Genomic DNA, 14,956 nt, shown 5'->3' on the forward strand with positions numbered 1-14,956 from the left:
CGCGGCACCGTGGTCACGGGCCGTATCGAAAAGGGCATCGTGAAGGTCGGCGAAGAAGTCGAAATCGTCGGCATCCGTCCGGTCCAGAAGACGACCTGCACGGGCGTCGAAATGTTCCGCAAGCTGCTGGACCAAGGTCAAGCCGGCGACAACGTGGGCGTGCTGCTGCGCGGCACCAAGCGTGAAGACGTCGAGCGCGGCCAAGTGCTGGCCAAGCCCGGCACGATCAAGCCGCACACCCACTTCACTGCTGAGATCTATGTTCTGAGCAAGGAAGAAGGCGGCCGTCACACCCCGTTCTTCACCAACTACCGTCCGCAATTCTACTTCCGCACGACCGATGTCACCGGCATCATCAAGCTGAAGGAAGGCGTGGAAATGATCATGCCGGGCGACAACGCCGAGCTGGACGTCGAGCTGATCACCCCGATCGCCATGGACCAAGGCCTGCGCTTCGCCATCCGTGAAGGCGGCCGCACCGTCGGCGCCGGCGTCGTTGCGAAGATCATCGAGTAGTCGATCGATCTCAGCACACGCTGAACTGATCTAAGCGAAGGCCCCGGAGAGCAATCTCCGGGGCCTTTTGCTATGGGGCCTTCACCCGCTCGAACACGAACCGCTGGCCGTCCGCCTCCGCTGCGCCGTGGTCCGGGTCCTCGAACGTCACCACGATGTTCTGCTCGGTGATGAAGAAGGACCGGTCCGCGGACGGGATCAGGCGGAAGGCCTGGCCCTTGCGCAGCTCGACCAGCATGGCGCCTTCCGCCTCGCGGATATCGAAGGTCCCCAGCCCCTTGATCTCGAACGTCCCGCCAAACCGGCGCTGGGAGTCCAGCGGCAGGGCGAAGGCCTTGCGGACGATCGGGCGGTTGTCGCTCCAGCCATAGGCGACCGCGATGCCGCGCAGGATTTCCTGGCCCAGCTGGTAGCCCTGGTCGCCATTGGTCAGGATCACCGCGCCGTCGCCGGTCTCGGGATGGCCGATCAGAGTGGCCTTGTAGCCGGCGTTCGAGCCGTCGTGGAAAAACGCCAGGTCCTTGCCCTGGCCGGTGACCTTGAAGCCCAGGCCCCAGCCGCCGGGCTGCGGCGTCAGCATCTCGCGGGCGGTCTTCTCCGACAACACCTTGCCCCGGCCGTTGGCGGCGTCCTGCACCTCGACGGCGAAACGGGCCAGGTCGTTGGCGCTGGTCCAAAGGCCGGCGGCGGCCATCTCAGGATAGACGTGGAAGCTTCCCGCGATCGGCTGGCCCGTTTCGTCATGGGCCAGCGCCACATTCGAGGTCCCGGCGGGCAGGGGCTGGTCGTAGGTGCTGCGGGCCATGCCCAGCGGCGTGAACAGCTTGGCGCGGGCGATGGCGGGGAAGGGCTTGCCGGCCGTGTCGATCATGGCCAGCTGGGCGATGGTGTAGCCGCCGCCGGAATAGCGGTAGCTGACCCCCACCGGTTGGTCGACGCGGACGGCGGCGCTGTTGGCGGGCGCCGCGCCGTCCAAGATCTGGGGAACACTCGGCACGGCCGCGCCGACCGCATACCCGGCGAAGCCGTGCACTGTCGTCCCGGCCGTGTGCGACAACAGTCGCCGCAGGGTGACGGGCGCCGCGCGGGTGAAGTCGTTCTCCGGCAAGGTCCAGTGCTTCAGGCTTGTATTGATCGGCGCGTCCAGCGCCAGGGTCCCATCCTGGACCAGGGCCAGGGCGGCGACGGCCGCGATCGGCTTGCTGACCGAACCGGCCTGAAACAGCGTGTCGGCGTCGACGGCCTTGCCGCCCTGGCTGACGACTCCATAGCCTTGAGCCCAGTCCAGCTTGCCGCCGCGCACCACGGCGATGGCGACGCCCGGCACCTTGAGATCGCGCATCTCGTCGAGCAGTCGGCGACCGCCAGCGCCCTGGCCTTCAACCACCACGGCGGGCGCCAGGCCATTCTCCACGGCCTGCCGACGGTCAGCGGCCGTGTCGGCCTGGGCAAGGCCAGGCGCGGCCAGCAGGGCGCCCAACGCCAGGATCGAAAGCTTCATACATGCGGTCTCCAGAGCGACGCCCAAGCTTCGTGCCGGTCGCAGCGCTCTGCAACATAAGGATGTGTAACTTCGCTATGTCGGCTGCCGGCTTGACGGCGTGGCGGGAACGCGCGAGCACCGAGGCAGGGACGGGGAGACACGCGCTTGGATTTGCGCCGCAGGATCAGGGACAACGCGTTCGCCCGTTACGGCCTCGCCATCGCGCTGGCGGCCTTCGCGGTGCTGCTGCGCTTTGGCCTGAACGCGGTGTTCCCGCCGGGCTTTCCTTATGTGACCTTCTTCCCGGCGATTGTCGTCGCCGTCTATCTGGGCGGCATGGGGCCCGGGGTGCTGTGCGCGACCCTGAGCGGGGGTGCCGCCTGGTACTTCTTCATCCCGCCGTTCATGGGCTTCAGCTTCGACATGACGGTGCTGGTGGCCCTCGCCTTCTACGCCTTCGTGGTGGCGGTCGACATCTTCTTCATCGACGGCATGCGCAAGGCCCTGGACCAGCTGGAGGACGAGCGCGCCCGCCTGCGGGACCTGGCCGAGAGCCGCGACCTGCTCTATCGCGAACTGCATCACCGGGTGAGCAACAACCTGCAGGTCGCCGGCGCCCTGCTGCGGCTGCAAGGGCAGGGGATCACCGACGCCGACGCCCGCCACGCTCTGTCCCAGGCCGGCGAGCGCATCGAGGTCATCGCCCGCATCCAGCGCGAGCTGCATAACCGGACGGGCGAGCCGGTGCCGTTCCGCGTCTTCGCCGAAGCCCTGCTGGCCAGCGCCGCCGCAGCGGCCGGCGCGCGGGTGCGGCTGACGATCGACGGCGGCGAGCAGCCCCTGCACCCCGACCAGGCCACGCCCGTGACCCTGGTCATGCTGGAGAGCTTCAACAACGCCCTGGAACATGGCTTCGGTGAGGCTGGGGAAGGGGAGGTGCGAGTGGTCCTGGACCAGTCCGGCCTGACGCATCTTCTGACGGTGGCCAATGACGGCGCCAGCCCGCCGCCAGGCTTCGACCCGGCCCAGTCCAAGAGCCTGGGCCTGCGCATCGTCCGCGCCATGGCCCAGCAGCTGGGTGGCAAGTTCGAGATGGCGCGGGAGGGGGACTGGACCGTGTGCCGGCTCAGCTACGCGCCGAAGCGGGACTAGAGTCCCAGTCGGTAGAAACGCGTGTCCACGGCCATGCGGGGGAAGGTTTCCGGCAGGTCGTCGGCGTCGACCAGGGCAAAGCTATTCTTCTCGTAGAACCGGTGGGCGGCCTTGAACTTCTCGGTCGTGCCCAGCCAGATCGTCGACACGCCGTGAGCCCGAGCATGGTCCAGCGCCGTGTCGAGCAGCGCCTGAGCTGCTCCGATCGCCCCCCGCGCGACCGGCTTCACGAACATCTTCCGCAGCGCCACGGCGCCGTTGCCGATGTCCTTCAGGGCGATCGTGCCCACCGCTTCACCGTTCAGCTCCGCGAGCCAGAACTGGCCCGCGCCGGTCTGGTACCAGGTCGGAATGTCGGCGAGGTCGGGCTGGTCGGCGGCGGTGATGGAAAAGCCGAACTCTTCCCTCTGAATGGGCAGGATCACCCCGACGACGGCGTCTTCGTCGCCGGGGTGGAAGGGCCTGATGAGCACGGCCAAGTCGCCCTTAGAGGCGGTCCACCGGGACGGCCTGGCCTTGCGCCTCGCGCGGCGTGGCCAGGCGGCCCAGCTTCGGCTTCAGCCACATCTCGATGTCGTCGACGATCTCGTAGACCACAGGCACCAGCACCAGCGACAGCACGGTCGAGGTGATCAGGCCGCCGATCACGGCCACGGCCATCGGCTGGCGGAACTCCGAGCCGGTGCCGATGCCCATGGCCGTGGGCAGCATGCCGGCCATCATAGCCAGGGTGGTCATGACGATCGGGCGGGCCCGCTCGTGACAGGCGTCGATGATCGCCTCGCGCTGGCTCATGCCGTCCCGTTCCTGCTCGATGGCGTACTCGACCAGCAGGATCGAGTTCTTGGCCGCCAGGCCCATCAGCATCAGGAAGCCGATCAGCGACGGCATCGACAGCGACTGGCCGGTGACCAGCAGGGCGAAGAACGCGCCGCCGATCGCCAGGGGCAGGGCCGACAGGATGGTGATCGGCTTGAAGAAGCTGCGGAACAGCAGCACCAGCACGCCGAACACCAGGCCCACCGCCGACAGCAGGGCGACCGCGAAGCCGGTGAACAGCTCGACGAAGGCCTCCTGGTCGCCGGCCGTGGCCGGTGCGACGCCGGCGGGCAGCTTCTTCATGGTCGGCAGGTTGCCGACGTCGGTCATGGCCTGGCCGAGCTGCGCGCCGTTGTTGAGGTCGGCCTCGATGGTCAGCTGACGCTTGCGCGCGAAGCGGTCGATCTTGGCCGGGCCGGCCTGGAAGTAGAGATCGGCCACGCTGTCCAATCGCGTCGTACCGCCGCTGGCGGTCGGCACGCGCAGGGCGCCCAGGGCCTGGAGGTCGGCGCGGGTCTCGGCCGGCAGGCGCACGCGGATCGGGATCCGGCGCTCGCCCTGGGTCATCTTGGCGACATTGGCGTCGATGTCGCCCACCGTGGCCACGCGGGCGATGGCGGCAATGTCGGCAGCGCTGACGCCCAGGCGGGCGGCCTCGTCGGCGCGCGGGCGAATAACGATCTCCGGACCGCTGGGCGGGCTGGAGGGACGCGGATCGGCGACGGTGGACAGGCTCCGCATCTCACGCTCGACCTGGGCGGCCGTGCGCTCGAGCAAGGGGCCGTCCTCGGCCGTCAGGATGGTCTGGACGTCCGAGGTGCCCCAGTCGCCCAGCAGGTTGACCCGGGCGTCCGGGATCCCGCGCAGGCCGTCGCGGACCACCTGCTTGATCTCGGTGACGGTCAGGTCGCGGTCGCCGTTCAGCACGATGGTGATGGTGGCGTCGCGGATGTCGGTCCCGCTCTGGCCGCCCCAGCCGCTGCCGATGTTCGACCCGACCTGGGCGAAGACGTGAGCGGTTTCCGGACGCTTGCGGAAGAGCGTGGTCACCGCCTGGACGGTGCGCTCCATGTCGGCCGTGGTCGCGCCGGGCGGGCCTTGAACCTTCAGATAATAGTAGTTGGCGTTGCCGGCCGGCTGGAACGCCGTGGGCAGGAAGCCGGCCAGCATGATCGAGCCGACGAAGATCAGGCCGCCGATGATGCAGGACAGGATCCGGTGGTCCAGCGACCAGTCCAGCACGTTGCGATAGAAGCCCTTGAACTCCTTGCGCGGGTGCGGGTGCTTGGCGGGCTTGAGGAAATAGGCGGCCAGCAGCGGCGTCAGCAGGCGGGCCACAACCAGCGAGAACAGCACCGCCACGGCGACGGTCAGGCCGAACTCCTTGAAGAACTGGCCGGGCGTGCCGGGCATGTACGAGACGGGCACGAACACCGCCACGATGGTGAAGGTGGTGGCCACGACCGCCAGGCCGATGGCGTCCGCCCCTTCCATCGCCGCCTGGTAGGGCCGCTGGCCCCGGGCGACACGTTTTTCGATGTTCTCGATCTCGACCACGGCGTCGTCGACCAGGATGCCGATGACCAGGGTCAGGGCCAGCAGGGTCACGACGTTCAGCGAGAAGCCCATCACCGCCATGAAGGCGAAGGTGGGCACCAGCGACACCGGCATGGCGATGGCGGTGATCAGGGTGGCGCGCCACTCCCGCAGGAACAGGAACACCACCAGCGAGGCCAGCAGCATACCTTCCAGCAGGGTGTGCTCGGTGGCGGCGAAGCTGGCGCGGGTCTCGTCGACGGTCGAGAAGATCTTCACGAACTTCACGCCCGGCTGCTTGGCCTCCAGGGCGTCGACGGCCTTCTTGACGTTGTCCTCGACGGCGACGTCGCTGCTATCGCGGGTCTTCATCACCTGGAAGGCGACGACGTTCTTGCCGTCCAGGCGGGCAAAGCCCCGCTGCTCTTCCGAGCCCTGGCCCACCTCGGCCACGTCGGTCAGCTTCACATAACGATTGCCGCCGATCGGGATGGTGATCTGGCGCAGCTGCTCGACCGTGGTCGCCGCGCCGAGAACACGCAGGGTCTGCTCGCGGCCGCCGATATTGGCGCGGCCGCCGGGGGCGTCGACGCTGAAATTGGCCAGGGCCTGGTTCAGCTGCGGCGCGGTGACGCCAAAGCTGGCCATGCGGTCGGGATTGATGACGACGTTGATCTCGCGATCCACCCCGCCGACGCGCGCCACCTGGGCCACGCCCTTTTCGCCCTGCAGGGCGCGGGTGACGGTGTCGTCGATGAACCATGAGAGCTCCGTGGAGCTCATGTTTGGGGCCGAGACGGCGTAGGTGATGATCGGGGCGCTGGTGATCTCCAGGCGCTGGACGATCGGCTCGTCCACTTCGCGCGGCAGGATCGAGCGGGTTTGGTCGACCTTGGAGCGCACCTCGTCGGTGACCTTTTGCAGGTCTTCGCCGAGATTGAACTCGATCGTCGTGGTCGAGGCGCCTTGGACCACCGAAGAGCGGATGGTCTTGACGTTGGAGATGCCGGCCACCGCGTCCTCGATCGGGCGGGTGACCTGGGTCTCCATCTCGCCGGGGGCGGCGCCGCTCTGGGTGACCGTCACGGTCACGGCGGGGAATTCGACGTTCGGGAACTGCTTGATCGGCAGCGTCAGATAGCAGCCGAAGCCGGCGATCATCAGGGCCAGGAACAGCACCGCGACGGGGATCGGGTTCTTGATCGCCCAGGCGGAGATCTTCAGTTCGCCAGTCTTGTGGCTTTCAGGCTTGTGCTCGCTAGCCATCAGCGGGCGGCCTGGTTGGTCGCGGGACGGATGGTGTCGCCGTCGGCCACGAACGAGGCGCCGCCCAGCACGACGCGGGTACCGGCGGGCGGACCCTGGACCAGCTGAGCCCAGCCGCCGCCCTTCTGGCCGACCTTGATGGCCACCTGGTGGGCGCGGTTGTTGCTGTCGACGGTCATCACCGACAGGCCGTCGGCCTCATAGCGGATCGCCGATTCCGGAATGGCGGTGACCGGCGCGCCCGATGCGCCGAAGGTCGCGCGACCGAAGCCGCCGGGACGCAGGTCCGGACGCACGGGCAGGCGCACGCGCACCTTGCCCAGGCGGTTGGCGCTGTCGACGCGCGGGCTGATCAGGCGCACGACGCCCGAGATCGCCTGGCCGCCGGGCAGGGACACCTGTGCGGCCTGGCCTTCGCGGATGCCCGACAGGTCGGCTTCATTGACCTCGGCGTCCAGCTCGACCAGGCCGTCGCGGGCGATGGTGAACCACGGGTTGGTGCCGCCGCCGGCGATCTGGCCCGGCTGCACGCCGCGCGACAGCACCCGGCCGCTGACCGGCGAGGTGATGGTCATGCGCGAGGCGCGGGTGCGCAGCTCCTTCAGCGCGGCTTCCTGGGCTTTCGCTTGGTAGCGGCGGGTCTCGATCTGCTCCTGGGACAGGATGCCCTGACCATCCAGGCCGGCGACACGCTTGGCCTCGGCCTGGGACTGAGCGGTGACGGCCGCCTGCTGCTCGACCTGGGCTCGCAGCAGGGTGTCGTCCAGCTGGACCAGCGGCTGGCCGGCGCGGACCCAGTCGCCTTCGTCGGCATAGAGGCGCGCGACGCGGTAGCCGGTCAGCTCCGAGCCGACGGCGGCCTCTTCACGCGAGACCAGCAGGCCGGACGCCTCGACCCCGCCGCCCAGCGGCCGGGTTTCGATGCTGCCGACGCTGACGGTGCGGGCTTGCGCAGCGGCCGGAGCGGCGGACTTCTTGTCGGCGTCCTTCTTGCCGCCACAGGCGGTCAGGCCCACGGCGCTGCAGACCAGGGCGGTGGCGATCAGGTAACGGGTCGTCATCGGAGCGGGTCTCATTGCGCGGAGGGCTTGTTGGGAACGGCTTGCGGCGACCAGCCGCCGCCGAGCGCCTTGTAGGTCTGGACGGCGCGTTGCAGCGCCTGGGTCTGGGCCCCGGTCAGGGCCGTGCGGGCGTTGCGCCAGGACTGTTCGGCCTGAAGCGCCGTGGTCAGGTCGGTGAGGCCCGCGGCGTAGCCCTTGCGGCTAGCCTCGTAGGCGTTGGCGGCGCGACGCTCACCGGCGGCCAGCAGGGTCACGCGGCGCTCGTCGGCGGCCTGCTGGACCAGGGCATTCTCGGTCTCGCCGAAAGCCGTCTGGACGGTCTTCTCGTAGGTCACGGCGGCCTGCTCGACGCGGGCGTTCTCGGCCTTGATGTCGGCCATGAGCCTAGGGATGTTCAGGATCGGGATCGACAGGTCCGCGCCGATCGACCAAGCCGAGCTGGTGGTCGATTGGGTCGAGCCGGGGGCCAGGAAGCTGGGGCTGATCTGCTTCTGGATCCCGATCCCCGGCGTCAGGGTCAGGGTGGGGAACAGGGCCAGCTCGCTGATGTTCAGATTGCCCGAGGCCGAGGCCAGGCGGGCGGCGGCTTCGCGCACGTCGGGGCGGCGGGCCAGCAGCTCGGCGGGCGCGGCGGCCGGGACCGGCGGGGCCCTGGCCAGCACCGGCTCGACCGGCAGGCTGGCCAGCGGATCCACGCCCTTGCCGACCAGGATCAGCAGGCTGCGGCGGGCGGCCTGCAGCTGGGCCTCGACCTGGGCGACCTGGGCCTGGGCCTGGGCGAGGTCGGCGGCGGTGCGGTCGCCTTCGGAGGTGGCCGACAGGCCCCGGCGACCCTTCTCGTCCGAGACCTTGAACAGTTTGTCGGCGATTGTGGCGTTGGCGCGGGCGTCTTCCAGCTGCACGGCGTAGCCGCGCGCTTCGAAATAGCTCTGGGCGACATTGGCGGCCAAGGCGGCGCGGGCGCCTTCATAGTTGAAGCGGGCGGCGGCCAGGTCGTTGTCGACCACCCGGCGGGCGGCGCCGCGACGGCCGATCAGGTCCAGCTCCCACGAGACGTCGAAATTGGCGGCGTAGGTCTTGGTCACCCCGCCCAGGGTGAAGCCGCCGGTGCCGCTCTGGTCGAGGATGTCGGTGTCGGTGCGCTTGGCCGAGCCGGTCAGCGGCGTCTGGGGAATGTAGATCTGCCGGATCTGGCTGGAGCGGACGGCGCGGGCCTCTTCCAGCTTGGCGGCGGCCATGCGGGCGTCGGGGGCCTTTTCCAGCGCCGTCGCGATCAGATCGTTCAAGACCGGGTCGTTGAAGGCGGTCCACCATTGGTCCAGCGCTTGGGACGCCAGGGGCGAGCCGGCGGGCGCCTCGTAGGTGGTCGGCAGCTTCACATCGACCTGGCGCGCGGGCGTGGTGCAGGCCGACAGGCTGACGCCTGTGAGGGCGGCCGCGCCAATCAGCAGGGCAGGGGACAAGCCAGAAGGCCGGCCTGGACGCCTGAGGGCGCCGGTCTTGGCGAAACGCATAGAAATCCCAACCCAATTATTTCCCGCGCATGGCGAGTTTGGCGACCACCGGTTTCCCACTTAGGGGTCCTGCCCCCGCAGGAAAACCCCCCGTCCAACGCTTTAGCGAAGCTTATGTTGCGACGCACGCGTCATAACTGATCGCTGATCCCATACCTGTCAGCAGTGCGGCGGGCTGACGCAGGCTTTGTTGCCCTTGCGTTGCGGCGGTTGACGGCGCTGCAAAACATACCGCATCATCGAAACAGATGTTCGATCTTTGTGATCGGCATCCGCCTCGGTTGCAAAACCCAGGCTGTATGCGTGGCTTTTCACGCGTCCGACCTCAGGGGAACCCAGGTTTGTCGGCTCCAGAAGGCGCATCGCCAAGTTTCGAAAACGAACGCTCCTCACGGCGCGCCGGCCCGGCCGTGCGCGTGCGGACGTGTGGATTCGGGAGATCGCCACCCCGCTGAACACCCCTGGTCGCTCCATGACGGGCCGCCAGTTCAAAAAATAATCGAGGGAGGGAAATCAATGAAACGAACCAGCTTCCTGCGCGGAGGCTCCTGCCTCGCGCTGGCCATGTCGCTAGCCGGGGGCGGGGCCTGGGCCCAACAGCGCAACGACGCCCCGGTCGAGGTCGAGGAGGTCGTCGTCACCGGCTCGTTCATCCGCGGCACGCCCGAGGACGCGGCCCTGCCGGTCGACGTGATCGGCGCAGAAGAACTGCAGAAGCGCGGCTCGCCCTCCACCGTCGAGCTCCTGAAGGCGCTGTCGATCTCGAACGGTGTGCTGGGCGACACCAACCAGTTCGACAGCCGGGCGCAGGGCTCGGAAGGTTCGGGCTCGGTCAACCTGCGGGGCCTGGGCTCGCAGCGCACCCTGGTGCTGCTGAACGGCCGCCGCCTGGCGATCAACCCGTTCGGCGCGGCCGGGGCGGGCATCGTCGACACCAACATCATTCCCGCCGCCGCGATCGGCCGCCTGGAAGTGCTGAAGGACGGCGCGGCCGCCACCTATGGCTCGGACGCCATCGCCGGCGTCGTCAACTTCATCACCAAGAAGAACTTCGAGGGCCTGGAAGCGGCCGCCGACTACCGCCACATCGACGGCTCGAAGGGCGACTACGGCGGCAGCCTGACCTGGGGCAAGACCTGGGACAACGGCAATGTCCTGGCCAGCCTGGGCTGGCAGCACCGCTCCAAGCTGTCGGTCGCCGACCGCGAGTGGGCCAACCAGCCTTACCTGTCGAACCCGGAAGCCGGCTGGTCGGCCGCCGGCAATCCGTCGACCTTCATCCCCCTGGCCAGCACGACCAGCGGCATGCGCGACCCGGCCTGCGCGGGCTTGGGCGGCTATCCCGGCTTCAGCGGCCTGACGCCGGTCTGCTACTGGCACTACACGCCGTTCGACAACCTGGTCGAAAAGTCCAACGCGGTTCAGGCCTATGCCGAGGTCAATACGGATCTCTCGGCCAAGACCAAGTTCCACGCCGAGGTGCTGTACGCCCACACCGATGTGCCCGACTGGAACACCTCGCCGTCCTATGCCGCCTTGGCGGTACCGACGGCGGAAGTGGCGCCGATCGCGGCCCTGGCCGGGCGCTATTTCGTGCCAGCCACGAACCCCGGTCTGATCGCCTTCATGGCGGCTAACCCGACCGTGCAGTTGACCAACCTGGCCACCGGCGCCACATCGACCGTTCCCGGCGCGATCTTCGCCGGCGGCGCGCTGAACGCCGCCAACCGGCCGTTCGGCATCGGCGGCAATCCGAAGTTCGGCTACGGCCCCTCGATCGGCGCGCGCTCTTTCGACGCCTTCCGGGTCTCGGCGGACCTCTCAGGTGAATTCGAGAACGGCATCGGCTGGGACGTCGCCCTGACCTATTCGCAGGAAGTCGGCATCCGCACTGGCTACGACACCCTGGTCAACCGCTTCGCGCTGGCCCTGCAAGGCCTGGGCGGCCCGCTGTGCGACAGCAACCCAGCCTTGCCTGGCATCCAGGGCACGCCGGGCGTCGGCCAGTGCATGTATTACAACCCCTTCGCCAGCGCGATCCCGTCCAACGCCATCACCGGCGTGACCAATCCGGGCTACAATTCCGCCCTGGCCAACAACAAGGACGTCGTCGACTGGTTCTTCAAGAAGCTGTCGACCAAGCAGTCCTCGCGCCTGTTCGTCGGCGAGGCCGTGCTGAACGGCAAGACCAACATCACCCTGCCGGGCGGCGACGTCGCCTGGGCCGCCGGCGTCCAGTACCGCCGCAGCTACTTCAAGGCCGACTACAACGACATCAGCAACGCCGCGATCAATCCGTGCGTGAACACGCCCGACTTCGGGGTGACCAACTGCACCGGCTCGCAGCGCAATGGGCCCTTCATGTTCCTGGGCGTCGGCAACGAGGCCGATAATCAGAGCGACGTGATGGCCGGCTTCGGCGAGCTCAGCGTGCCGATCACCGACGACCTCCAGGCCCAGTTCGCGGCGCGTTATGAAAAGTACGGCGGCGCGGTCGGCTCGACCTTCAACCCCAAGGCCTCGCTGCGCTGGCAGGCCATGCCGTGGCTGGCGTTCCGCGCCTCGGCCGGCTCGACCTTCCGCGGGCCGCCGGATCCGCTGACCACCACCACCTCGGTGACCTCGCTGCAGGGCATCCTGGGCGTGTTCCGCGCCGTCGACATCTTCGGCAACCCGAACTTGAAGCCGGAGAAGGCCAAGACCTACAACTTCGGCACGCTGTTCAACGCCGGCGAGTTCAAGGCCAGCATCGACTACTTCTATTTCGACTTCAAAGACCCGATCGTCGCCGAGCCGGTCGCGGGCATGGTCGCCTCGCTGTATCCGAACGGCGCGGCCGGGGCGAACAATTGCGCCGATCCGGCCTATGCGGGCCTGGTCTCGCGCTTCACCTTCAACGGCGCGTGCGGGACTCCGACCACCAGCATTGCTCGCCTACGGACCAACTACATCAACGGCGCGCCGGTAAAGAACGCCGGCTTCGACTTCTCGGCCGAGTACCGGTTCAAGGAAGTGATCGGCGGCGACCTGACCTTCGGCGGTAACGCGACCTACATCCAGAAATACAAGGTCGGCGCCACCGTCGTGGAAGGCATCACGGTCGAGAAGGCCTTCGACGCCGTGGGCCTGCTCAACTACCAGACCACCGTCGTGCCGATCCCCAAGTGGAAGGGCGATGTCTTCGCCGAGTGGAATTCGGGCATCCATAACCTGCGCCTGTCGGTCCACTATATCGGCAGCTACACCGACCAGCGCACCGCGCCATTCGCCGCCAACGCCTACAAGGACACCACGGGCGCGGGCGTGACGGTCGCCGCCGGCAAGAAGATCGACAAGCAGGTCCTGACGAACCTGGCCTATCGCGCGCTTTTGCCCTGGGACACCACCCTGACCCTGGCCATCACCAACCTGTTCGACAAGGACCCGTCCTACGCCCGTCTGGACCTGGGCTATGACCCGTTCACCGGCGATCCGCTGGGCCGCACCTACAAGGTGGGCCTGCGCAAGAAGTTCTAGTTCGCACCGTTCCTCGGAGTGTTGTGGGAACTTGCGGCGCGTCCTCCTTCGAGGGCGCGCCGTCTTCTTGCGAAAAGGGATGGCAAGCGCGTCGTCCGGCCTCTAGCGTACGCGGCGCAACCTGAGGTTAATTCATGTTCCGCGTCCTGTTCCTGATCGCCGGCCTGGCGATCGCGTCTCCCGCCCTGGCCGCGTCGTGCGTGGAGGGCGCCGCCGACGCCAAGAGCGTCGCCCTGACCGACCCCACTGGTCCGTCGATCCTAGCCGGGCAGAGCCTGTGGACCGGCCTGCTGATCAAACAGAACCTGCCCGAACAGCTCAAACGCGCCGCCAAGGGCTGCGAGCGCGGAACGCTTCAGGCGGGATCCAAGACTTACACGCTGCGTGGCGACAGCAACGAGGCGATCGTGGCTCGCGTCGCCGCCTCGGCGTCCAAGAAGGATCCGATCGGCTACCTGACCCCTGTGCCCGACCTCGCCGCCGCCATGGCCCCGGGGCATACGGGTCCGCCGCCGATCCGGGGTTTTGCCCTGGTCGTTCTCGAGGGCGACGTCCACACCACCTGGCGCTTCTATGACAAGATCCCGACCGACGCGGTGTTGCTGACCGACTTCGCCCTAGCCCTGTCGGGCCAGACCTCGCCGCTGATGCGCTGGAAGGGCGGCAAGGTCGAAATCATCATGCCCAACAGCTAGGCCGAGCCGGGGCCGAGCGCGCTCCGCGCCTCAAAGCCCTTGCCAAGCCGGCCGCCGTACGATCTCGATTGTTATATTATAACTCTTCGCGAGATCCCGATGGCCTCCACGCCGACCCGTCGCCTGCTGCTGAAGTCCGCGGCCTTTGGCGCTCCCGCCCTGGCGGCCGCGCCGGTGATGGCCCAGCCGCTGGTGTTGCGGCCAAATTCGATCCCGGTCGCCGACCTGCCCAAGCACTACGACGTCGTGCCGGACGTCCATAATCTGGAGGCCGGCTACTGGAGCATGATGCCGCGCGTGGTCGCCGACGAATACGAGCGGCAGGTCGCGGCGGTGAACAGCGCCAACGCCGTCTGGGCCCGCAACGTGCTGCCGGGCGGCGAGGGCTGGACCACGACCTTCAAGGCCGCCCAGGCCGCCATCGCCCGCCAGATGGGCTGCGCGCCCGAGGAGATCGCCGTCACCCGCAGCGGGGCCGACGCCCTGCAGATGCTGATCTGCAACTACAAGCCGCTGAAGCCAGGCGACGCGGTGATCCACTGCGATCTCGACTACGACGCCATGATCGCGGCTATGAGCTGGCTGGGCTCGCACCGGGGCGCCAAGGTCGTGAAGTTCGCCATGCCCGAACCGGCGACCACCGCCAACATCCTGGCCGCCTATGAGGACGTGCTGAAGAAGACGCCGGAGGCCAAGCTGCTTCTGGTTACCCAGATCTCCAACCGCACGGGCCTGGTGACGCCGGTGCGCGAGATCGTTGCGATGGCGCGAGCGCGAGGCGTGGACACCATCGTCGACGCCGCCCACGGCGTGGCCCTGCTGGATTTCCAGGTCGAGGACCTGGGCGCGGACTTCGTCGGCTGGTCGGTGCACAAATGGACCTCGGCCCCGCTGGGCACGGGCGCGATGTACATCCGCCAGAGCCGCCTGGCCGACATCGACATCGCCTTCGGCAGCACCGTGCCGGCCGACGACATCAACGCCCGTGTGCCGCCGGGCACGGTGAACTTCCCCGGCGTGGCGACCATCCCGACGGCGGTGGACTTCCACTTCGCCGTGGGCGGGGCGGCCAAGGAAAAGCACATGCGGGCCCTGCGCGATCGCTGGGTGAACGGGGTGGCCGACCTTCCCAATGTCGAGATCGCCGTGCCGAATGATCCCGCCCGCTATTGCGCCATCACCAGTTTCCGCCTCAAGGGCATGGACACCGACGACAAGGCCAAGCTGGTGCAGAAGGTGCTGTTCGAGCGCCACCGCGTTCACACCGTTTGGCGCACGGGGGTCACCAAAGGGCCGGTGATCCGGGTGACCCCTGGGTTCTACAGCACGCCGCAGGATGTGGATGCTTTGGCCAAGGCGCTGCGGGCCGAGCACCGGATGTTCGTCTAGCTATCCCAT

The 14,956-nt window shown here is 68.1% G+C and carries 8 protein-coding genes and 2 pseudogenes (1 of these 10 running past the window's edge); 5 read left to right on the forward strand and 5 right to left on the reverse strand.

Annotated elements, in window-relative coordinates; translation table 11 throughout:
* Positions 1-516: pseudogene (locus J7528_RS01375) on the forward strand (EF-Tu/IF-2/RF-3 family GTPase) (it extends 200 nt beyond the left edge of the window).
* Positions 517-586: 70 nt separating this feature from the next.
* On the opposite strand, the gene J7528_RS01380 reads toward J7528_RS01375, so the two are convergent.
* The gene (locus tag J7528_RS01380; RefSeq protein ID WP_291870587.1) at positions 587-2,017 is read right to left on the reverse strand and encodes a serine hydrolase domain-containing protein; all 1,431 of its coding nucleotides are present in this window, start codon (positions 2,015-2,017) and stop codon (positions 587-589) included.
* Positions 2,018-2,164: 147 nt separating this feature from the next.
* Here J7528_RS01380 and J7528_RS01385 point away from each other — a divergent pair, with 147 nt between their 5' ends.
* Positions 2,165-3,151 carry a histidine kinase dimerization/phosphoacceptor domain -containing protein gene (locus tag J7528_RS01385; protein ID WP_291870589.1) on the forward strand — a complete coding sequence of 329 codons (987 nt, stop codon included), beginning with the start codon at positions 2,165-2,167 and terminating at the stop codon, positions 3,149-3,151.
* Here J7528_RS01385 and J7528_RS01390 read toward each other — a convergent pair.
* From J7528_RS01390 to J7528_RS01405, 4 genes are read right to left on the reverse strand one after another with little or no spacing between them, the layout of a single operon-like run.
* The gene (locus tag J7528_RS01390; protein ID WP_291870591.1) at positions 3,148-3,624 is read right to left on the reverse strand and encodes a GNAT family N-acetyltransferase; all 477 of its coding nucleotides are present in this window, start codon (positions 3,622-3,624) and stop codon (positions 3,148-3,150) included. The genes J7528_RS01385 and J7528_RS01390 overlap by 4 nt on opposite strands.
* Before the next feature lie 13 nt (positions 3,625-3,637).
* Positions 3,638-6,772 carry an efflux RND transporter permease subunit gene (locus tag J7528_RS01395; RefSeq protein WP_291870593.1) on the reverse strand — a complete coding sequence of 1,045 codons (3,135 nt, stop codon included), beginning with the start codon at positions 6,770-6,772 and terminating at the stop codon, positions 3,638-3,640.
* Positions 6,772-7,848 carry an efflux RND transporter periplasmic adaptor subunit gene (locus tag J7528_RS01400; protein ID WP_291870595.1) on the reverse strand — a complete coding sequence of 359 codons (1,077 nt, stop codon included), beginning with the start codon at positions 7,846-7,848 and terminating at the stop codon, positions 6,772-6,774. The genes J7528_RS01395 and J7528_RS01400 overlap by 1 nt, the downstream gene beginning before the upstream one ends.
* The gene (locus tag J7528_RS01405; protein WP_291870597.1) at positions 7,845-9,347 is read right to left on the reverse strand and encodes a TolC family protein; all 1,503 of its coding nucleotides are present in this window, start codon (positions 9,345-9,347) and stop codon (positions 7,845-7,847) included. The genes J7528_RS01400 and J7528_RS01405 overlap by 4 nt, the downstream gene beginning before the upstream one ends.
* 144 nt (positions 9,348-9,491) lie before the next feature.
* Here J7528_RS01405 and J7528_RS01410 point away from each other — a divergent pair, with 144 nt between their 5' ends.
* From J7528_RS01410 to J7528_RS01420, 3 genes and pseudogenes are all read left to right on the forward strand, one after another.
* Complete coding sequence (locus tag J7528_RS01410; RefSeq protein WP_291871294.1) at positions 9,492-12,863, forward strand: TonB-dependent receptor; 3,372 nt, start codon at positions 9,492-9,494, stop codon at positions 12,861-12,863.
* 134 nt (positions 12,864-12,997) lie between these two features.
* Positions 12,998-13,558, forward strand: coding sequence for a hypothetical protein (locus tag J7528_RS01415; RefSeq protein ID WP_291870599.1), 561 nt, complete (start codon positions 12,998-13,000; stop codon positions 13,556-13,558).
* A 111-nt stretch (positions 13,559-13,669) separates the two neighbouring features.
* Positions 13,670-14,947, forward strand: a pseudogene (locus tag J7528_RS01420) (aminotransferase class V-fold PLP-dependent enzyme); the annotation flags it as partial.
* Between the last annotated feature and the right edge of the window lie 9 nt (positions 14,948-14,956).

The sequence above is a fragment of the Caulobacter sp. genome (assembly GCF_017744445.1).
Taxonomy (GTDB): domain Bacteria; phylum Pseudomonadota; class Alphaproteobacteria; order Caulobacterales; family Caulobacteraceae; genus Caulobacter.

Coding starts and splice junctions, on each gene's coding strand:
- J7528_RS01415 (WP_291870599.1), top strand. CDS start 12,998: ATGTTCCGCGTCCTGTTCCTGATCGCCGGCCTGGCGATCGCGTCTCCC.
- J7528_RS01400 (WP_291870595.1), bottom strand. CDS start 7,848: ATGAGACCCGCTCCGATGACGACCCGTTACCTGATCGCCACCGCCCTG.
- J7528_RS01395 (WP_291870593.1), bottom strand. CDS start 6,772: ATGGCTAGCGAGCACAAGCCTGAAAGCCACAAGACTGGCGAACTGAAG.
- J7528_RS01380 (WP_291870587.1), bottom strand. CDS start 2,017: ATGAAGCTTTCGATCCTGGCGTTGGGCGCCCTGCTGGCCGCGCCTGGC.
- J7528_RS01405 (WP_291870597.1), bottom strand. CDS start 9,347: ATGCGTTTCGCCAAGACCGGCGCCCTCAGGCGTCCAGGCCGGCCTTCT.